29 protein-coding genes are annotated in these 18,075 nt (G+C 34.7%); all 29 read left to right on the forward strand.

The window, feature by feature from the left end:
• Positions 1-48: 48 nt before the first annotated feature.
• The 29 genes from ACLRVU_RS09540 (at position 49) to ACLRVU_RS09680 (ending at position 18,025) form a co-directional block, all read left to right on the forward strand.
• Positions 49-318, forward strand: coding sequence for a hypothetical protein (locus tag ACLRVU_RS09540; protein ID WP_412891652.1), 270 nt, complete (start codon positions 49-51; stop codon positions 316-318).
• Positions 319-436: 118 nt separating this feature from the next.
• Entirely contained in the window at positions 437-757 is a 321-nt protein-coding gene (locus tag ACLRVU_RS09545; protein WP_412891653.1) for a hypothetical protein, read from the forward strand.
• An 89-nt stretch (positions 758-846) separates the two neighbouring features.
• Positions 847-1,002 (forward strand): hypothetical protein, encoded by a 156-nt coding sequence (locus ACLRVU_RS09550; RefSeq protein ID WP_412891654.1) that lies wholly within the window; start codon positions 847-849, stop codon positions 1,000-1,002.
• Positions 1,003-1,013: 11 nt separating this feature from the next.
• A complete protein-coding gene (locus ACLRVU_RS09555) occupies positions 1,014-1,418 on the forward strand; it encodes a hypothetical protein (protein WP_412891655.1) in 405 nt (134 codons plus the stop codon).
• Positions 1,415-2,125, forward strand: a complete 711-nt coding sequence (locus ACLRVU_RS09560; RefSeq protein ID WP_412891656.1) for a helix-turn-helix domain-containing protein — start codon at positions 1,415-1,417, stop codon at positions 2,123-2,125. The genes ACLRVU_RS09555 and ACLRVU_RS09560 overlap by 4 nt, the downstream gene beginning before the upstream one ends.
• A complete protein-coding gene (locus ACLRVU_RS09565; protein ID WP_412891657.1) occupies positions 2,122-3,429 on the forward strand; it encodes a replicative DNA helicase in 1,308 nt (435 codons plus the stop codon). Before ACLRVU_RS09560 ends, ACLRVU_RS09565 begins: the two co-directional genes overlap by 4 nt.
• A gap of 157 nt (positions 3,430-3,586) precedes the next feature.
• Complete coding sequence (locus ACLRVU_RS09570; RefSeq protein ID WP_412891658.1) at positions 3,587-3,841, forward strand: hypothetical protein; 255 nt, start codon at positions 3,587-3,589, stop codon at positions 3,839-3,841.
• 28 nt (positions 3,842-3,869) lie between these two features.
• Positions 3,870-4,673 (forward strand): DNA adenine methylase, encoded by an 804-nt coding sequence (locus tag ACLRVU_RS09575; protein ID WP_412891659.1) that lies wholly within the window; start codon positions 3,870-3,872, stop codon positions 4,671-4,673.
• Positions 4,666-6,036 carry a DNA (cytosine-5-)-methyltransferase gene (gene dcm / locus ACLRVU_RS09580; protein ID WP_412891660.1) on the forward strand — a complete coding sequence of 457 codons (1,371 nt, stop codon included), beginning with the start codon at positions 4,666-4,668 and terminating at the stop codon, positions 6,034-6,036. Before ACLRVU_RS09575 ends, dcm begins: the two co-directional genes overlap by 8 nt.
• 13 nt (positions 6,037-6,049) lie before the next feature.
• Positions 6,050-6,631: a hypothetical protein gene (locus tag ACLRVU_RS09585; RefSeq protein WP_412891661.1), complete on the forward strand. Its 582-nt coding sequence runs from the start codon at positions 6,050-6,052 to the stop codon at positions 6,629-6,631.
• Positions 6,632-6,763: 132 nt separating this feature from the next.
• The gene (locus tag ACLRVU_RS09590; RefSeq protein WP_412891662.1) at positions 6,764-7,150 is read left to right on the forward strand and encodes a hypothetical protein; all 387 of its coding nucleotides are present in this window, start codon (positions 6,764-6,766) and stop codon (positions 7,148-7,150) included.
• Between the two features lie 6 nt (positions 7,151-7,156).
• Positions 7,157-7,390 (forward strand): hypothetical protein, encoded by a 234-nt coding sequence (locus ACLRVU_RS09595; RefSeq protein ID WP_412891663.1) that lies wholly within the window; start codon positions 7,157-7,159, stop codon positions 7,388-7,390.
• The gene (locus ACLRVU_RS09600) at positions 7,356-7,700 is read left to right on the forward strand and encodes an ASCH domain-containing protein (protein ID WP_412891664.1); all 345 of its coding nucleotides are present in this window, start codon (positions 7,356-7,358) and stop codon (positions 7,698-7,700) included. Before ACLRVU_RS09595 ends, ACLRVU_RS09600 begins: the two co-directional genes overlap by 35 nt.
• On the forward strand, positions 7,693-7,845 hold the full coding sequence (locus ACLRVU_RS09605; RefSeq protein WP_412891665.1) for a hypothetical protein: 153 nt from the start codon (positions 7,693-7,695) through the stop codon (positions 7,843-7,845). The genes ACLRVU_RS09600 and ACLRVU_RS09605 overlap by 8 nt, the downstream gene beginning before the upstream one ends.
• A 133-nt stretch (positions 7,846-7,978) precedes the next feature.
• Positions 7,979-8,587, forward strand: coding sequence for a tyrosine-type recombinase/integrase (locus ACLRVU_RS09610; RefSeq protein ID WP_412891666.1), 609 nt, complete (start codon positions 7,979-7,981; stop codon positions 8,585-8,587).
• Positions 8,588-8,806: 219 nt separating this feature from the next.
• Entirely contained in the window at positions 8,807-9,334 is a 528-nt protein-coding gene (locus tag ACLRVU_RS09615; RefSeq protein ID WP_412891667.1) for a hypothetical protein, read from the forward strand.
• Positions 9,327-9,563 carry a hypothetical protein gene (locus tag ACLRVU_RS09620; protein WP_412891668.1) on the forward strand — a complete coding sequence of 79 codons (237 nt, stop codon included), beginning with the start codon at positions 9,327-9,329 and terminating at the stop codon, positions 9,561-9,563. Before ACLRVU_RS09615 ends, ACLRVU_RS09620 begins: the two co-directional genes overlap by 8 nt.
• Positions 9,553-9,732 carry a hypothetical protein gene (locus ACLRVU_RS09625; RefSeq protein ID WP_412891669.1) on the forward strand — a complete coding sequence of 60 codons (180 nt, stop codon included), beginning with the start codon at positions 9,553-9,555 and terminating at the stop codon, positions 9,730-9,732. The genes ACLRVU_RS09620 and ACLRVU_RS09625 overlap by 11 nt, the downstream gene beginning before the upstream one ends.
• Positions 9,725-10,150, forward strand: coding sequence for a hypothetical protein (locus tag ACLRVU_RS09630; RefSeq protein ID WP_412891670.1), 426 nt, complete (start codon positions 9,725-9,727; stop codon positions 10,148-10,150). Before ACLRVU_RS09625 ends, ACLRVU_RS09630 begins: the two co-directional genes overlap by 8 nt.
• 4 nt (positions 10,151-10,154) lie before the next feature.
• The gene (locus tag ACLRVU_RS09635) at positions 10,155-10,514 is read left to right on the forward strand and encodes a hypothetical protein (protein WP_412891671.1); all 360 of its coding nucleotides are present in this window, start codon (positions 10,155-10,157) and stop codon (positions 10,512-10,514) included.
• Positions 10,511-10,918 carry a hypothetical protein gene (locus ACLRVU_RS09640; RefSeq protein WP_412891672.1) on the forward strand — a complete coding sequence of 136 codons (408 nt, stop codon included), beginning with the start codon at positions 10,511-10,513 and terminating at the stop codon, positions 10,916-10,918. The genes ACLRVU_RS09635 and ACLRVU_RS09640 overlap by 4 nt, the downstream gene beginning before the upstream one ends.
• A gap of 193 nt (positions 10,919-11,111) precedes the next feature.
• On the forward strand, positions 11,112-11,624 hold the full coding sequence (locus ACLRVU_RS09645; protein WP_412891673.1) for a hypothetical protein: 513 nt from the start codon (positions 11,112-11,114) through the stop codon (positions 11,622-11,624).
• 12 nt (positions 11,625-11,636) lie between these two features.
• Positions 11,637-13,157, forward strand: coding sequence for a hypothetical protein (locus ACLRVU_RS09650; protein WP_412891674.1), 1,521 nt, complete (start codon positions 11,637-11,639; stop codon positions 13,155-13,157).
• A gap of 2 nt (positions 13,158-13,159) precedes the next feature.
• Complete coding sequence (locus ACLRVU_RS09655) at positions 13,160-13,411, forward strand: hypothetical protein (RefSeq protein WP_412891675.1); 252 nt, start codon at positions 13,160-13,162, stop codon at positions 13,409-13,411.
• Positions 13,412-13,414: 3 nt separating this feature from the next.
• Positions 13,415-13,909 carry a hypothetical protein gene (locus ACLRVU_RS09660; RefSeq protein ID WP_412891676.1) on the forward strand — a complete coding sequence of 165 codons (495 nt, stop codon included), beginning with the start codon at positions 13,415-13,417 and terminating at the stop codon, positions 13,907-13,909.
• Between the two features lie 2 nt (positions 13,910-13,911).
• Complete coding sequence (locus ACLRVU_RS09665; protein WP_412891677.1) at positions 13,912-14,598, forward strand: AAA family ATPase; 687 nt, start codon at positions 13,912-13,914, stop codon at positions 14,596-14,598.
• Between the two features lie 133 nt (positions 14,599-14,731).
• On the forward strand, positions 14,732-15,070 hold the full coding sequence (locus ACLRVU_RS09670) for a hypothetical protein (RefSeq protein ID WP_412891678.1): 339 nt from the start codon (positions 14,732-14,734) through the stop codon (positions 15,068-15,070).
• Positions 15,063-16,787 (forward strand): terminase TerL endonuclease subunit, encoded by a 1,725-nt coding sequence (locus ACLRVU_RS09675; RefSeq protein WP_412891679.1) that lies wholly within the window; start codon positions 15,063-15,065, stop codon positions 16,785-16,787. The genes ACLRVU_RS09670 and ACLRVU_RS09675 overlap by 8 nt, the downstream gene beginning before the upstream one ends.
• 23 nt (positions 16,788-16,810) lie before the next feature.
• On the forward strand, positions 16,811-18,025 hold the full coding sequence (locus tag ACLRVU_RS09680; RefSeq protein ID WP_412891719.1) for a phage portal protein: 1,215 nt from the start codon (positions 16,811-16,813) through the stop codon (positions 18,023-18,025).
• The last annotated feature ends 50 nt before the right edge of the window (positions 18,026-18,075 follow it).

An 18,075-nucleotide genomic window follows, 5' to 3' on the forward strand; every position in this document is an offset into this window, starting at 1 on the left:
GATAAATATCACATTTTGTAAGTATGTATAGATTAGGAGGTGATTAGAATGCCGATTGATCCTAGAGACGATCCAAAAGACAATCGATACATCGATAGGGAGAAATATCCCAAGACAAGGGAATATATGATTGGTCACACAAAGATCATTACACATCACCCGGAGACACCAAGCCGGGAAGCTGTAATACATCTTTTTGACACAATAAACAAAATCGCAAGACAACATGAAGCAAGAGGAATAGACACAAGTAACTATTTCTATACAGAAGAACAACTAGAGGAACTTAAAAATGACCCAAATACAATTATTTTATAGCAATAATTTTAGGCATGAAAAAAGCTCTCTAGTTAAAACTAGGGAGCCTTTCTTAAAATATACACCATACATATTATAAGAGATCGCTCCCTAAAAGTCAAATTGGAGGAAAAGAAAAATGGAAGTTGCAACAATAACTAAAACAAAAACTTTAAAAGCACCGCTTTATATATCGGTTAATTGCAGTGGATATAGTTTTATAGTGATCTATGGAAAATTATTTAAAGGATATTACTGTAGTATTTTGAATTGGGGAATTTGTATTAATTTAGCTTGCCCTAGTAATATCTTACAGAATTCCAATCAATTAGCTAATGGATTCATGGGAATTGAAGGAAACGATTGGGAGAGTGCACTTGCTTTAGAAATTGGCAAAAGTTTATCCCTAGCTATTAAAGAAGCCTGTGATCTTATGCGAAGAAAGAATAAATATGAATGATGCACAACGCCTATTGATCTTCTTTGTAGTGGCTGTACTTTTGATAACAACAATCTTAAATAAAATAAATTTTAGGAGTTTAAAGCATTATGGTTTATTTGTGTATCGGAACATTACTAGAAAGTTTAATATTATTGGCTTTATTAGGCATGGAAGGAATAAAAGAAATAGAAAGTATTATGATCGTTATTCTTATCGTAATTGCGATCATACTCGGCATTAATAGTGTCGTTTTAGGATATTAGGAGGAAAACAAATGAATAATAAACACATTGAAATTTATGCAGCTGGGAAAACTGTTTACTGCACGATGACAGAAGATTCAGAAAAAACAGGAGAAGGATATTATACGTTCCCACAAAACATGAAAATGGACTTTATTAAAGGGGCAAGATGTGCTTTAGAACAACTCGCAGAAAAAGAAAGAATGAAACCTAAAAAAACAGGATTTCATACCGTGGGCGGAGAAGAAATTAAAACGGGGGATATTTGTCATATTTACATCGATCGTACGTATATGGGAACAGTTAAAATCGATAATCAGATGATGAATAGCTTAAAAAAATTGATAGATAAAAAAATTAGTGTAGCTTTAAAAAAAGTGAATCAAATCCATGATATTCCATCAGATAGTGCGTTGAGAATGGCGGTGTTCAAATGAGTAGGAAAAAGAGACAAAAAAATGATGAAAATCGTTTTTCAAATAATTATATTGTCGTCTTTGGTTGGATGATTAATAAGCTTAAATTAAACGGTAATCGACTACTCGTCTTTGGCACTATTTATGGCTTTAGCCAAGACGGAGAAAACGTTTATAGTGGTAGTTTGGAGTATTTATCTAGGCTTCTGAATATCTCCAGCAGAACAGTGCTGAGGACACTTTCAGAACTGACAGAGGAAGGCTATATTTTAAAAGAAAAAGAAGATAATTTCTGTAAATATAAAGCGAATATCGATCTGATTAATACGCTCGTTTTTGGTATAAATAACCAGTGTCAAAGTGTCATAGAGGGCGAAAAAAGCGGTGACAAAGTGTCACACACCCTACGACAAAATGTCACACTAAATGGTGACAAAATGTCACACAATAATAAATATAATAATAAATATATATATATGACCCACGGAGAATTTAAAAATGTACAGCTTACAGAAGAACAATACAACAAGCTAAAAGAGCGAGATATGCTCCCTTACATAAAGCAGCTAAGTGTGTATATGGAGAGTACCGGAACGGAGTATAAAAGCCATTATGCGACTATCTTAAATTGGTATAGAAAAGATCACCCGGAAGAGCAAAAGGAAGAGACAGAGAGCGAAGAATACAAAGCCCCAAGCATTGAGGAATTAGGAGATTATCTGACATGAGTATTCCTTGCAACATAGAAGCTGAAAGAGAAGTGTTAGGGGCATTACTTTACGACTATCAAGAAGTATCGATCAAGTTTTCTAAATTAGTAGAAGATGACTTCTACGATGAAACCAATAAAAGAATATTTAATGTGGTAAGTGATCTGCTAAAGTTGCGTTCGCCGGTTACTCCGATTACAGTCTATGAAAAAGATAAAACGTTAGATATGGTAATGCTGCTTGATTTATCCGGCGCTATTGCGACAACCGGAATGGTCGACCATTATATTAAAATTCTGAAAGAGAATACATCTAAGCGAAAACTGATCCAAGCATGTAGGAAAATGATAGGTGACATAGAAAATGGAGAAATCGATGATCTTCGAGATTATGCTTATCGCTTTAATGGATTTATAGAGCAAAGTGTAACACAAACCCAATCCACGCTGGTTCCATTGCAAGACATTGTTAACAAAAATATTGATGAAGTGAAGTTGATTGCAAGAGGACAGGGAAAGAAAGATTTAAGAACTGGATTCCTGAACATCGATCTCAAAACACATGGCATCGATGAATCGTCTTTAGTGATTATCGGTGCGCGCCCGTCTGTTGGGAAAACAGCCTTTGCCATGAACTTGGCGATGAAAGCAAGCCGACTAAATAATATGAACGTGGCATTCTTTAGTTTAGAAATGTCCGGAAGTCAAATTGCATACAGGGTAATGAGCAACATCGGGCATATATCCCATCAAGAAATAAAAAACGGAAATATCGCAAGGAATAATCCCGACAAGCTATCAGAAATCGCCAATGTGAGCCAACAATATAAAATCTATATTGATGATGGAACGACAACGAAAGTCGCTGACATAAAAGAAAAATGCATGAATATGAAGCGGTCAAAAGGAATTGGGCTAATCATAATCGACTACTTGCAACTGATGAAACCATCACGCAATAATATGAACCGATATGAAGCCACTTCTGAAATATCGAGGGACCTTAAACTCATGGCAGCGGAGTTGAAAATACCAATAATAGCGCTAAGCCAATTAAGTCGAACGGTCGAAGGAAAAGAAAGCCAAGAGCCAAGAATGAGCGATCTTCGAGATAGTGGCAGCATAGAACAAGATGCAGATATTATTATGCTAATGCACCGAGACGACTATCAAAAAGAAAACGCCGGGGAGATTTCTAAAACAAAGGTCAATCTTGCAAAAGTAAGAAATGGGAACACCGGGGTGGTTGAATTTGATTTTTATAAGGATCATACGCTTTTCGTAGAAATTAGCAATCGGTATGAAAAAGACCTACGAACATGAAAAAATATACAGGAGAAAAAGAACTCTTTTAACAAAATTAGAGCATTGGATAAAAATGATCTAATTCGTATTTCCGAGAGAACAGAGTTTCTTATGGAATTAAGGCATAACAGCAAAGCTAAAGGACAATAATAGCTTTGTAAAAGGAGGGCTATATATGCCATTAACACAAAAAGATAAAGATTTTTTAAGCGGTTTTCAAGACGATGTCTATTTTACAAGAGATAAAAACGGTCGTCTGTTTATGACCATTATTATGCCGACATTAAATATTACTGTTGGCGAATGGGAAAGCGATGAAAAGTTAAAAGACAACGCTTTTTTCGAATTAGATAAAAACATTCTTAAAGATGTTACTTGGGAAAGTCAAAAAGTATGGACCCCAAGAGAATTATTAGCATTGGCGGACTAATCCGCCTTTGCTATAAGGGGGAATAAAAATGAATACATTATTAAATTATCCAGGATCGAAGCAATTAATCAAAGATTGGATTATTTCTTTCATTCCAAAACATCAAACCTATTTGGAGCCTTACTTCGGATCAGGAACTATCTTTTTTAATAAAGAGCAAGCAAAAATTGAAGTCATTAACGATATTGACCAAGATATTTACAATTACTTTAAAGTGTTAAGAGATAAACCGGATGCGTTTATCGAAAACATAATACTAACGCCGTTCTCAATTAAAGAATATAAAAATTCAAGAGTAATAACTGAAACTGATTCCGATATAGAAAAAGCTAGAAAGTTTGCCATTAAATGTTGGTTTGGGATTGGGAATAGTGCAGTGTATCAAAGTGGGTTCAGGCGATCTAAAAGTTCCACAAGTTCTAATAAATGTAAGACGTGGAATAAGCTGCCGGAAACAATGCAAATCGCATCATCTAGGCTTAAAAATGCGGTTCTCGAAAATGACGATGCAATTAATATAATAAAAAAATACAACAATCCGGATGTGTTTATCTACTGTGATCCACCTTATGTATTAAGTACAAGAAAAGAGCATTTATATAAGCACGACATGACAGACGAACAGCATATCGAATTATTACGAACGCTTAAGGAGCATAAAGGCAAGGTGCTTATAAGCTGCTACAATGAAGAAATCTATAGCAAGGAACTTGCCGGGTGGCATAAGGAAACGATCGAAACAGCGGCCGAAAGAGGGAAAAGAACAGAATGTTTATACATGAACTACCTTCCTCAACCGTCATTATTTGATATTGGTGAATTGAATGGATAATATCGATATTTTTGAGTTGCTTTATCCTACATATAAAATAACAAAACCAATCAGATTAATTGAACTATTCGCTGGCATTGGATCACAAGCAATGGCACTTAGAAACTTAGGCGTAAAATTTAAACATCATAAAGTGGTTGAATTTGATAAATATGCAATAGCAAGCTACAACGCTATTCATGGAACGAATTTTATGCCAACAGATATTACTAAAATAAGGGCATCTGATCTAAACATAGTTAACACAGATCAATACGATTATGTCTTAACTTATAGCTTCCCTTGCCAAGATTTAAGCCCAGCAGGGAAGCGAAAAGGAATGAAGAAAGGAAGCCAAACAAGATCGGGGTTACTTTGGGAAGTGGAACGAATTTTGGACGAATGCACAGAATTACCACAAATTCTATTAATGGAGAATGTTCCACAGGTATTGGGAAGCGCAAATGCTAAAGATTTCAGAAGTTGGCAATTAAAATTAGAAGAACTTGGTTATAGCAATTATGTATCTTTGTTAAATGCTAAGGGCTACGGTATTCCACAAAATCGCAATAGATGCTTCATGGTCAGTATTTTAGGTCAATATAACTATACATTTCCACAACCACAAAAGTTGGAATTAAGATTAAAGGATGTGTTAGAAAAAGAAGTCGATGAAAAATATTATTTGTCTAAGACAAAAATTGAATATATGCTCAACACACAATTTACTCAAGGTAAATATGAAAATAGAGTTTTAAATGAAAATGGAATTAGTAAGACATTATGTGCGCGAGATTATAAGGACCCTAAATGCATTGAAGTAAAACAACTAGGTAATTGTATGCCAACTAACAAAAGGGAAAACCCAAATCAAGGTAGGATTTACGATAAAGACGGATTATCCCCTACGCTTACAACAATGGAAGGCGGAAATCGTCAGCCGTTTATAATGGAACCGATTATTTGTGCAAGTAGAGGTAGAAATCCAAATTATCCAAAGTCTAGAAAAGTAGGATTGCCTATTAAACAGATGTTAGAAATAAAGCCGGATGGATTATCAAATACCCTTACTACTGTTCAAAAAGATAATTTAGTTATTATGCAAGCAGATGGAATCTATACAAATGTGTCAGATAACTTTCAACACGGACCATTAAAAGATGTTTCAAGGACAATTAAAGCGATCAATCACGATAGTGGTGTAATGTTAAATAATTCAGCAATTCGTAAATTAACGCCCCTTGAATGCTGGCGGCTAATGGGGTTCGATGATGAAGATTTTTATAGAGCTGCCAAGGTAAACAGCAACAGTCAGCTTTATAAGCAAGCAGGTAATAGTATTGTAGTTAATGTGTTAGTAGCTATATTTAAGCAATTTTTGTAGGAGGGGGAATTGAATGGAAAATCAAATTAATTTGTTTGATCATCTAAATACGTCTACATCAGTTGAAAAATATGAAAAAAATAAATATTACGATTCTGATCATGTAGCAACCCCAAGGTGGGTGGTAGAAAATATCTACAATATTATAAATATAAAATCATTCAGCATGTGTTGGTTCCCATTTAACCATTACGACAGTGAGTTTAAATTACGAGCAGATGAACTAGACCTTAAATATAAAGCTACTCATAAATTTGACGATTTAGGAAATGACTTTTTTACAACACTTCCACCAAATGGAACCGATTTGATGATTAGCAATCCTCCATTTTCCATCCAAAACGAAATAATAAAACGCTCATTTTGGTTAATAGAAAATAATTATATCAAATCGTTTGCTTTGCTACTGCCGATTGCGACTGTAGAAACCCCGACAAGGGCAGATATTTACGAACAATATGCAGATAAATTATCCATAGGAATATTTAAAAAAAGAATCAAGTTTCTAGGGCATACACAAGTATTTAACAAGGGGTGTTGTTGGGTGTGCTACAACATACCAGCTTTAGAAAATAAACCACGTTGGTGGATTTAGAGAGGGTGATAAATTAGTGTGAAAATGACCATAGAAGAATGTAAAGAGCAGCTTAATAAAACGAAAAGTCCTTATCGGAAAAGAGATTTAGAAAAATGTTTAAAGAGGTTATTAAAGGAGAAAAGGAAGAAAATGAAAAAATGTAAAGGATTTATAATGTTAACAATCTGTTTATTACTATGCGGCTGCAGTACCGATGCAGAAGTAGTGACGGAAAATGTAAAGAAAGATGCAGAACAATTCAAGATTCTTAGAAGAGTGATTTTTATGAATAACATAACCGGGGAATATTTATTTGAAGCCGAGGGAAACTGTTCGGTTGAAACAAATAATACAGCTAACCGTTTGGAGCTAACCTGTAAAGTTGGGGAAGACAAATACAAAGTTCATTACTTTGGCTTGTCCGATAACACAAGTTACATCGTAGAGCAGACAGAATGGAAAGAAGAAGATAAATATAAATACAAGATTATATTTAAACCCGATAGTATCGTTCCCATTGAATTTGATAAGGAGTAAAAGAGAATGGAAGTAACTAAAAAAGCATTTGAAGAAAAAGCAAATTTATATCAATCGCTTTTAGCGGTAAGAAACGTATTTCAAGATTTTGGAATTGACATAAATATAGAAATCGAAAACGAAGAAGGAAGTAAAAGAACCATTAATGCACTTGATATAATTACTGCTCACGTTGTTTCCTTTATAAATAGAGGAGTAGAAGAAAATGCTAACACTACCGATAAAAAAGAAATGGTTTGAGCTTATTCTTAGTGGAGATAAAAAAGAAGAATACAGAGAAATAAAACCATATTATACAAGTAGATTTTCTAAGTTGTTTGGTTTTGACGAGTATGGTATGATAGATGCTTTTATAAATGTCGAGGTAACGCACTATATAGCAAGTAGACAAGTGTGTTTTAGGAATGGATATTCTTCTCATTCACCTTGTTTCATTGCTACTGTTAGCTTGTCTATCAACTATGGCAAAGAAGAATGGGGAGCAGAACCTAATAAAAGATATTATGTATTAAAAATTATAGAAATAGAGGAGGTAAAAGAGAATGAATAGTCAAGTCAAAGAAATAAAAGATCAAATTGATGAAGCGCTTGGAAATGCGGTCGGTGTAAAAGAGGTTTGCGAAATATATGCCGAATTACTCCATCATATAAAAAGACAAATGGAATTTGTTATAGATACCTTGTTGGAGGATTAAAGAGTGGATTTAAACACTGTATTAAAACATGTAGCATGCATCGCAAAGGAAAAAATAGAAAACGGCGATAAAATAATTGGTCTTTGTATAAGAAACAAGGAACTCATTATTAGGTTTGAAAGAAGGTGATGAAATGAAAAGCGTTGATCCAATAAGAGATAAATACCTGTTAGCGGATATTGAGGAATATCTAAGAAATAAAGAAGCCAAAACAAAGCATCAAGAATTTATCAGAGATAGGAATCATCTTATTTTCATGTTTGGGGTTTATGAGGGGCGAAGAATCTCCGACTTTATCGTTCTTAAATATGGAGATATTACCGATGATCGAATCGAAATGTTAGAGAAGAAAACAGGCAAAGAAAATACGCTATATTTGCACGACAAAGTGTTAAAAGAAGTAAAGGCATATGCTAAGAAATACAATCTTAATAAGAGTGACTATCTATTCCCAAGTCGCAAACGCGATCCCATAACAAAGTTAAGGAAGCCACTAGCGAGGAATGGAGCGTATGCCTTTTTAAAGAAAGATATCCAAGATTACTTTGGAACTCAAACCGGGAATATTGGCACTCATACATTACGCAAAACATTTGGTTATATGTATTACCAAGCCACACACGATGTCGTTATGCTACAAAAGCTATTTAATCACGCTACGCCAACGATTACATTAGACTACATAGGAATAACCAAAGACCAAAAACGTGAAGCTATACAAGGATTTGATCCCTTTAAATAGCTCCTAAGAATGAATTAATCAAACATAATGAGCAAACATTCAATTCATTTTTAAAGAATTGAGAAGATGGCTAGAAAATATAGGGGGATTTAAGGGTAAGCGAATTTAACAGTATATAAGATATGTTCAATTCAAATAAGGAAAAAAGGAGATAACAGAAAATGAAAGATAATCAAAAAGCATTAAAAAAACGTAAGAAAGAGTAAAAGGAGATTTAAAATGTCAAAAAAAGAACAATTAGAATATATTAAAGAACATTATTCTATACCCAACATTTACTTTGGTTGCTATGTGGAAGCATATGGAAAGTATGCCGGTATTTTTAAAAAAATAAATGGTCATTACGTTGTTATAGTTGGAAAAGAAAGTTATATTTTACACCCAACGGATAATATTGTTTATTTTGATAATAGTATAGATAAAAATATTATTTATGACTTTAGAGAAAATATAAAGAATGAGAAAATTGAAAAAATGTCAGCTGCGGTTGGAAAATTGAATAAATATCTTAAAAAACAAAAACAATATGGAAAACTTAAAGCTAATCTAGCGAATTGCGGTGAAATAGAGATATTAAGCGATTACGATGGTGCTTTAGAAATGCGCATTACATATCCCGACGACGATGAAGAATACTGGGACGATGAAGAATACTGGTTTAAATATATTAATACATATGGTCATGGTATGAATTTTGGTTTTATTGAAGGTATCATAAATTGTCTAAAGGAGATTGAAAATGAATAAAGATCAGAAAACATTAAAACAATTTAAAATATTTAGAGAAATCATAGCGTGGGTACTTGCCATTTCTTTTTATGGATTAATTGTGGGTTGTGTTATGTTTATATGGTTTGGGGTGATAGGACTTAAAATATTGTTAACATGTGTGATATTTTTAATTTTCTTTGGATTTTTATATATACCAACGGATAAGGCAATCTCAGACTGTGAGAAACAACACCATGAAATATAATGGAAAAATTGGCTTAACAAAATCTTCCCTAAAAAATGTGAACTACCATATTGATTATAGTAATGGTGTTGATTATACAGCTATTGCCACGTACAAATTAAAAGATAACGGTGTTATCCAAGTTGAAAACGTGAAGATCATAAAAAAAGAGGTAAAAGAAGATGTATAAAATTAATGAGGATTTAAAAAACGTAGATGCTTTCCGATTTGGGTATGATCCCATGCCGGTTTGGTTTTTAGATTTATTTCGTACAGAATTTAATAATAAATATTCCTACGATGTACATCACGTAAGATATGCAAATGATTTGTTAAATATAGAGACATATGAAGACATCAAACCGGGAGGTGGTAGAAAAACTATAGATGATATAAAAATATGGCGCGGACAATGGGTGTGTAAATACATAGGAACCGATAATAAAATAAGAGTGTTTGAAAACGAAGATTTTAAGAAACAATTTGTTAAATACGATAAAAAATATAAATCAACAGATATAATATTCACTGGTCTGTCTTTAATCACGGGGATCATAATCATTGCGATTATGGCAGCCTTCGTATTTAAGATTATGAAAGGAGGATAATCTAATGACCTATGATGAATTAAAAAGAGCGTTACTAACAATCAAAGAAGAATGCAAACGAAATTATAATTGCGATTCCTGTATGGTTAAACAATTGATCGGAGAATATTGTCAAAGGAAAACGCCGGAACAATGGTATTTCAAAGAAAAAGAAGAAATATGCTGTTGCGATCGCTGTGGAAAAGAAATAAAAGATTATACGACCTATACTGTAGAAATTGGGGCTTTGGAAACGACTGCCGGAATATCAGCAGATGGAGCGATAGAAAATATTGAGACTAATGCATCACCGGCGATTCGTTTATGCAAAGAATGCAAAGATGAAATCAAGAAATTTGTATATAAAAAGGTGATAGAAAAATGAAGTACGATGAATTGATAGAACGCATTGCGGAAAAAACATCTGAAAAAACATCGACAAAAGTAATTAAAAAATTAAAAAGAGAAAATCGAATTAGATACAATAAAATGAGCAGCTTCACTCGAACAGAAAATGTTTTGAAACTTTATCCTAAATTACCCGAAGATAATTCTTTAAAGAAAAGAATCAAGACAGCTTTAGAAGAAATCAAAGATGATGAGTATTATGGAATAATAGAGAGTATCTATAGCGACATGATGACGATCAAATCCGTTAGTGAATTTTATAATGTAAAAACTACCGCCATTTCTTATCACAAAGTAAGATTAGTTAGAAAATTAGCGATGAATTTATTTCCGGAAGAAGTCGCAAAAGAGTTGCTAGAGGATTTTGCAATCAAAGATTAAGCACTGAACCAATAGTGCTTTTTTATTTTGTATTTTTATAGATTTATAGGGGTATTTGGTTTTATCACCTTAAAGTATACAATTATATTGTGAATAAATTACCTTTTACGCCTAATCAACGGGTCCCATTTTCCTCCTAGAAAAATGTTGATTAGGTATAAAAGAAAATTTGTTTTGAGAAAGGAGGAGAAACGTGAACAACAAAGAAACTAAGACGGGGCGTAAAGGGGCTTATGAATCCCGTATAAAACCCCGTTTTTCTTATATTAGTCAGTTAATTAAAAAAGGATATAGGGAAAAAGACATTGCAAAAGTGCTGGGGATTGCTGAAAGTACATGGTATAAATGCAAATCAGAGCATTCCGAGTTATCGGAGTTAATTATAAAATGCAGGACAGAGCCGGTGAAAGAGATTGAAGCGGCAATGTTTGATAGTGCTAGAGGATTCACAAAAAAAGTGAAAAAGGCGATAAAAGTTAAGAATGTTGATTATTTAGATGGAAAGAAAAAATCCGAAAAAGAGGAAGTCATTTTTTATGAAGATGAACTTTATTTTCCGCCCAATCCAATGTCAGCAAAGTTCTTGTTGCTGAATTGGGCGAAGAACAGTCAGGGGTTACCGGAATATGCAAATGATCCACAGACGATTAAATTAAGAGAAAAGGAACTGGAATTAAAGGAAAAATCTCAAGAGGATTGGGAGTAAAGGAGGAATAGAATGAGAAGCATATGTAATATTGATTATGCGAATCCGTCTAATATTGGTGCAAGTACAAGCGCTAGTGACCAAAACGAAATCATCGTTTCTATTCAGCCATTAATTTATCAGACAGATAATTTAAGAGTAGAATTAAGCAAAAGCAACGGCACTATCATTAAAACTACAAATGCGATAAAAGGTAACAGTGATCTTATATGGTTTACATTACCAGCGGGTTCTTACACCAGTACCGGAACTATTCGGTTGCGCTTGCTTTCAGATCAAGGGAATAGTTCTTATGTGACATTTAATACTAATCAAGCATTATCAAATGGAGACAATGTATATGTTGGGATCAACGCATTAAATAGTGGGTTTGAAATCGTTAAATATACAGATTATCATACCCCACAAATCATCGACAATTTAACAAGTACGAGTGGGATAGATGCATTAAGTGCAAATCAAGGACGTATTTTGAATGAAAGTAAAGAAGATAGGAGGAGTTATCGCGTTACTGTTGACTTAACGGGGTCTTCCTATAATACAAATACCTATTATCCAGTTGTATTGACAAAACAAATACCAAGTAATCCATTTATTTTTTATACATATGAATGCAATGTTAAGCTAAATAGCGGAAGTAAGCCGCCATGGTCGACACACAGCGGTGGATTTACTGTAAATTTAAAAGCACATATTGTTGCAAACGGTTGGGGAGTAACTGCCAGCGATGAGATGGGATGGCTCGAAGCGGCAACCTGTATGCATTGTAATGGAACGATGCCAGCATTTATACAGCAGATCAATCAATTATCAACAGTTGTTTTTTATCTTAGAGGTGGTGGAAGATACTACCTCAATACGCCTAATGAAACAGGATTTAACATTTATACTGTGAAAACGAATGTCGGTAGTGCGACTTATCCGAAGTATGTAGAACCAACAACATCGCCCACAAATAGTTATAAAGTAGGTGGAATACAAGGAACCGTAACAAAGACAAGCGGGACAGTGGTAGAGTTTTCAAAAGATAGTGGGGGTTACCTTGGGTTTAGTGAGGCGAGTGGAAACTATTTAAGAACGCCAATAGGAGGGTTACTTCCAACATCAACTAGTACCGATAGTCAGATTGGAACATCGAGCTGGCAGTTTAAAAGCGGATATTTTAAAAACTTATTTTTGAATGGCACAAACATCACCACGCTAATGCCTAAAGCAACAACAAGTAATGGTTTTAGATTGTACACGTTCCCAAGTGGACTAAAAATAGCGACATGGAGTCCATCTATAAATTCGGGCAATTTTGTATCATGGGGAACTGTTTACGAAAGTACAAATTATATCGGTCCAACAACTCTTCCGACTTTTTTTAGTCGAATTGATTATTTCAGTGGTACTTTTCATGGAGAGTTAGGGCTTTGGACGGAAGTACAAGGTCAGATTTCAACGACCAAAACGCCATATTTCTATGCGTGTCGACCAAGTGCGCAGCCATCACAAACAATTTCATTTAAACTAATTATAGTAGGAGGATAAAAATGGATAAATGGGTAGAAAAATTAAATCTTATGCCCTTAGAAATGGGGCTAGAACGTCATGGAGATACGGTTCAAAACAGGATTATATTTTATCAAACATTTATTGATCAGAGCGTAAAAAAAATACAACAATTTGAACTTGAAAGCAGATTGAAAATTCAACCAACACTAAGCGATGATGAATACTTGGAGTTATGTGAATTAAGAGATCAAGCATTTTTAACATTAAGAGAATTAGAAAGGGGAATATAAAACATGGGAAAATATGTATTTAGTGAAGATGGCAGTCGATTTGATGCTTATGATCAAATCGAGATTGATGAAAGATTGGAAAGGAAAAGTGACACAGGGCATACTCATGCATACAGTGCCATTACAGGAAAGCCAACAACATTTCCACCTTCAACACATAATCATGATGATCGTTATTATACTGAGAGTGAAGTGAATACAAAGTTAGCGAATTATAAGATAAAAGGTGATTTTGCAGTGACAACAGGGACAATCGCACTGACAAACGGAAGTGGTGGTGCGACATTGACATACCCTAGCGGATTTAACTCAAGTAATTGTGTGATTATTTCTATCGGGGTAGCATTCAAATTAGCAAGTGCTTATAACTTTGGTGGGGTAGATGAAGTACAATTCAATACGACATTAGGATCGAGTAACATATCGCTTACTGTATTTGCACCCGGAATGGGACCAACAGCAACACGAAATTGTAAAATAGTTTTAATGAAGATATAACGATGCTATTGACATTAGATAACATCTACAAGGATAAGCGATGGATCTCCTTTCGAGAACAGTTGATTGATGAACGCAAGAATAAAGAAGATGGCTTAGTATACTGTGAACATTGTGGTAAGCCAATTATCAATAAGTATGATTTGATTGCACACCATAAAGTGGAGTTAACAGAAGATAATGTTAATGATTTCGATATTACCTTTAATAAGGACTTAATCATCTTAATTCATTTTAAATGTCACAATGAGATACATCACCGTTATGGATATGAAGGAAAGAAGAAAGTCTTTATCGTGTGGGGTGCGCCTTGTAGTGGTAAAACGACATGGGTCAATAATGTAGCATCACCGACTGATCTTATTATTGATTTGGATAACATTCGTCAAATGATTAGTAATGCACCGAGATATACAGAAAACAAACGATTGAATAGTGTGGTCTTTAGTCTGCGTGATTATCTCTATGATATTGTAAAAACTCGCAACGGGAAGTGGACGAATGCGTATATCGTTACAACAGAGCCATTTAAGATGGCAAGGGAACGTTTAGAAAGAAAGCTGGGAGCCAGTAGTATTTTTATAGACACTAGTCAAGAGGAGTGCTTGCAACGGTTATACAGTCAATCAGATAAGGGATCGCAATGGGTAAAATATATTGATGAATGGTTTGAAAACTATGAACAGTAGCCCCCCTATTCCGTTTCAAACAACGTATTTAAGGAACCGTGGAGGACTAATATATCTCACCGAACGCCATTTTTTGAGATTTTTGAAATTGAAATCATCTTGGGAATGATGATTTTAGAAAGAAGGGGAAAGTGTGAAAAATGAAACCGTAGAAGATCAGCGAAAACAAGCATTAGAAAGGATTTTAAAAGCTTACGACGATGACGTTAAAAATATTATTCTGCCAATGATAGAGGATGTCCTCTTTTTAGAACAACAGCTTAAATATTTAAGAGCCTTACCGTTTATTCGAGTAAATCCACAAAACAGATCACAACAAAAGCCAACGCCGGCAAGTAAACAATATAAAGAACTTCTGCAGCAATATAATAACTGTATTAAGATATTATGTTCCTTGACAACAAAAAGCGGAGACGAGGGAACAAGCCCTTTAAGAGAATACTTTGCCAGTTTGAAATTAAAACATGAATAACCTTACCACAAATATCAAACTTGAAGAAACGTATCTGTGGGAATATCGGCAAGCAATTAAAAAAAGGAAGATAAGAGCCGGTCGAGAAATGATCTTAGAATTGGATCGATTAATCGAAGAATTTAAAGAAGATGGGTATATTTATAATATTGATGATGCCTATGCACGTATAGATTTTATTGAAAATTGTGTGAAGCTGACAAAATCTCCCTTCTATGGAAAGCCAATGAAGCTGCAGCTTTGGCAAAAAGCGTTTATCGAGGTATCGTATTCCTTCAAAATGAAATCGATCGATACAGGTGGGTGGGTGGATCGATTTCAGGAGATACTTCTTTTAATTAGTCGTAAAAATGGGAAAAGTGAAACTATCTCCGCATTGGAATTGACCGAAATGTTTCTAGGTAATCCGGGAAGCGATATCGTCTGCTCCGGAACCAATGATAATATCGCAGATTTGTGTTATCAAGCGGTTGATAAAATGCGTTTGCTGATTGATCCGGATAGCTTAGATACATGGCGCAATCAAAAAGGGATTACCTGCACCATCACGAATAATAAGATTTTCAAATTAAGCGATTCTTCACGCGGGAAAGAAGGACGAAACATCGACTTCGCCGGACTTGATGAAATCCATGAATTACTCGATGATGGCATTTATAGTCCGATTCAGCAGTCTACATCGGTAAAAGATTCATATAAGATTTTTATGTTCAGTTCCGAAGGCTTTACAAATGATGGCTTTTTGGATCAAAAGACAGAAGAATACCGTAAGATCATTTACGGTGAAGATGACAGCGAAAGTGCTAAAAGAATGTTACCGTGGTTCTATACCCAAGATTCCGAATTAGAAGTATGGGAAACAAATGAAGAGGGAATCAACTTGGATTGGGAGAAATCCAATCCTTCCATTGGAGCTGTGAAGAAATGGTCGTATTTAAAAGATCGTGTGGATAAAGCAAGACGAAGCCGATCAGATCGTATTTTCACATTAGCAAAGGACTTTGACTTTAAAGTGAGCAACGCAGAAGCGTGGTTGGATTTGGAAGATTATAGTTATCTTGCGGGCTTTGAGTTGGAATCGTTTCGTGGTAGTATATGCCTAGGAGCGGTGGATTTAGCTGAAACAACCGATATGTGCAGTGCGAAAATACTGCTTATGAAGCCAAATGATAAAACTAAATATATTTATCAAATGTATTGGATTCCACGATCTAAATTAGAAAATAGTGACGATAAAAACGCCGGCGCTGATTATTCAGAATGGGCGCGTCAAGGTTTTATACGAATTGAAGATGATAATGAGGTAGACGGCGCTCATGTTGCGGATTGGTTTGCAGAAATTTATCATGAATATGACATAAAGACTTTCGTAACTGGCTATGACAGTAACCTAAGTAAAGCGTTCATTAAGCAAATGAACGAATACGGGTTTGAAACGGATATTGTCTTACAAAAACGGGAAGTGATGTCTAACCCGATGAAACTATTGGAAACGGAATTGAAAGATCAGTTAGTCAATTTCAATAACAATCCTATTGATACATGGTGTTTAAAAAATACGAGCGTGCAAGTATGGGACACAGGATTAATTATGCCGGTTAAGTTGAAAGGACAAAGCGCACACCGTATAGATGGGGCGGTCAGCTTGATTATTCTTTATGAAACATATCGACGATATAAAAAAGATTTTATTACTTACATTGAAAATACACAATAAGGAGGGGTGTTCTGTTGGGAATCATGGATAGTATAAAAGCCATTGGTCAGAAATGGAAAAATTTAAGCTATGCAAGGATGTTGAATGGTTCTGCCCCTATTTATAGTCAGTTCGGCACCAATATATATGCGAGTGATGTCGTTCAACAAGCCTTAGGTGCTATCGTTCGTGAAATGTCGAAGTTAAATCCTACACACATCCGACTTAAAGGATTTGATCCTATCCCGGTAGAGGACAGCGAGTATCAGCGAGTGTTAAATAATCCCAACTTTTTGATGACGACATCGGAATTTATAGAAAAATTCATGTGGAACTTAGTCCTTCATTATAATAGTTTTATCTATAAAGAGTATGATCGTAATGGAACTATAAAAAGTTTGTACCCTGTCACTCCAACGAACGTCACTCTATTAGAAGATCAAACAGGGAAACTATATTTAAAAATGCGGTTTAAGAATGGGTATGAAGCCACCTTACCCTATGAACGATTTATTCATCTTCGTAAAAATTATTCAGTTGATGATTTTATGGGTGGGAATGAAGCCGGTCAGCCTGATAACGATGCTTTATTAGGAGTTTTACGACTAAATGATATGTTGCTGCAGGGAGTTAAAAAAGCCTTAAATGCCAGTTTTGCCATCAATGGCGTTGTCAAGTTTGGCGGCATGATTGAACGAGAAAAAACGGAAAAAGCTGTACGTGAATTTGAAAAACAATTACGCAATTCAGAAAGTGGCATTTTAGCTATTGATGGTAAAGCGGATTACTTACAATTTAAACGCGATATTAAAATCGTAGATGAAGCGACGCTAAGATTTATAGACGATAAGATTCTACGCAACTTCGGTGTACCGGTTGAAATCGTTCGCGGTAATTACACAACCGAAATCTATGAAGCTTTTTATCAAGCCACGTTAGAGCCGTTTGTTATTGGTGTTAGTCAGAAATTCACAAAAGGACTTTTAAAAGATACCGGCAATAAGGGATATAAAGACGAAATCAAATTTTATCCTGAAGAACTCGCCTTTATGAACATGAGCCAACGGTTAACGATGGTGGATTTACTAGGTCAATCCGGAACGCTGTTTGAAAATGAAAAGCGTGTTGCGTTTGGTTATCGTCCATTAAAAGAATTAGAGGGTATTCGTAAGCAATCCCTCAACTATATTGATACCAATATTGCAAGTGCCTATCAAACACAAAAGAATAAAATGAAGGGGGATGGAACAAATGAATAATGAGAAGTGGTTCTGTTGCCCCGTCTGTCATAAAAAACTTTTTAAGATTA

This window comes from Beduini sp. (assembly GCF_047239305.1).
GTDB lineage: Bacteria > Bacillota_I > Bacilli_A > Erysipelotrichales > Coprobacillaceae > Beduini.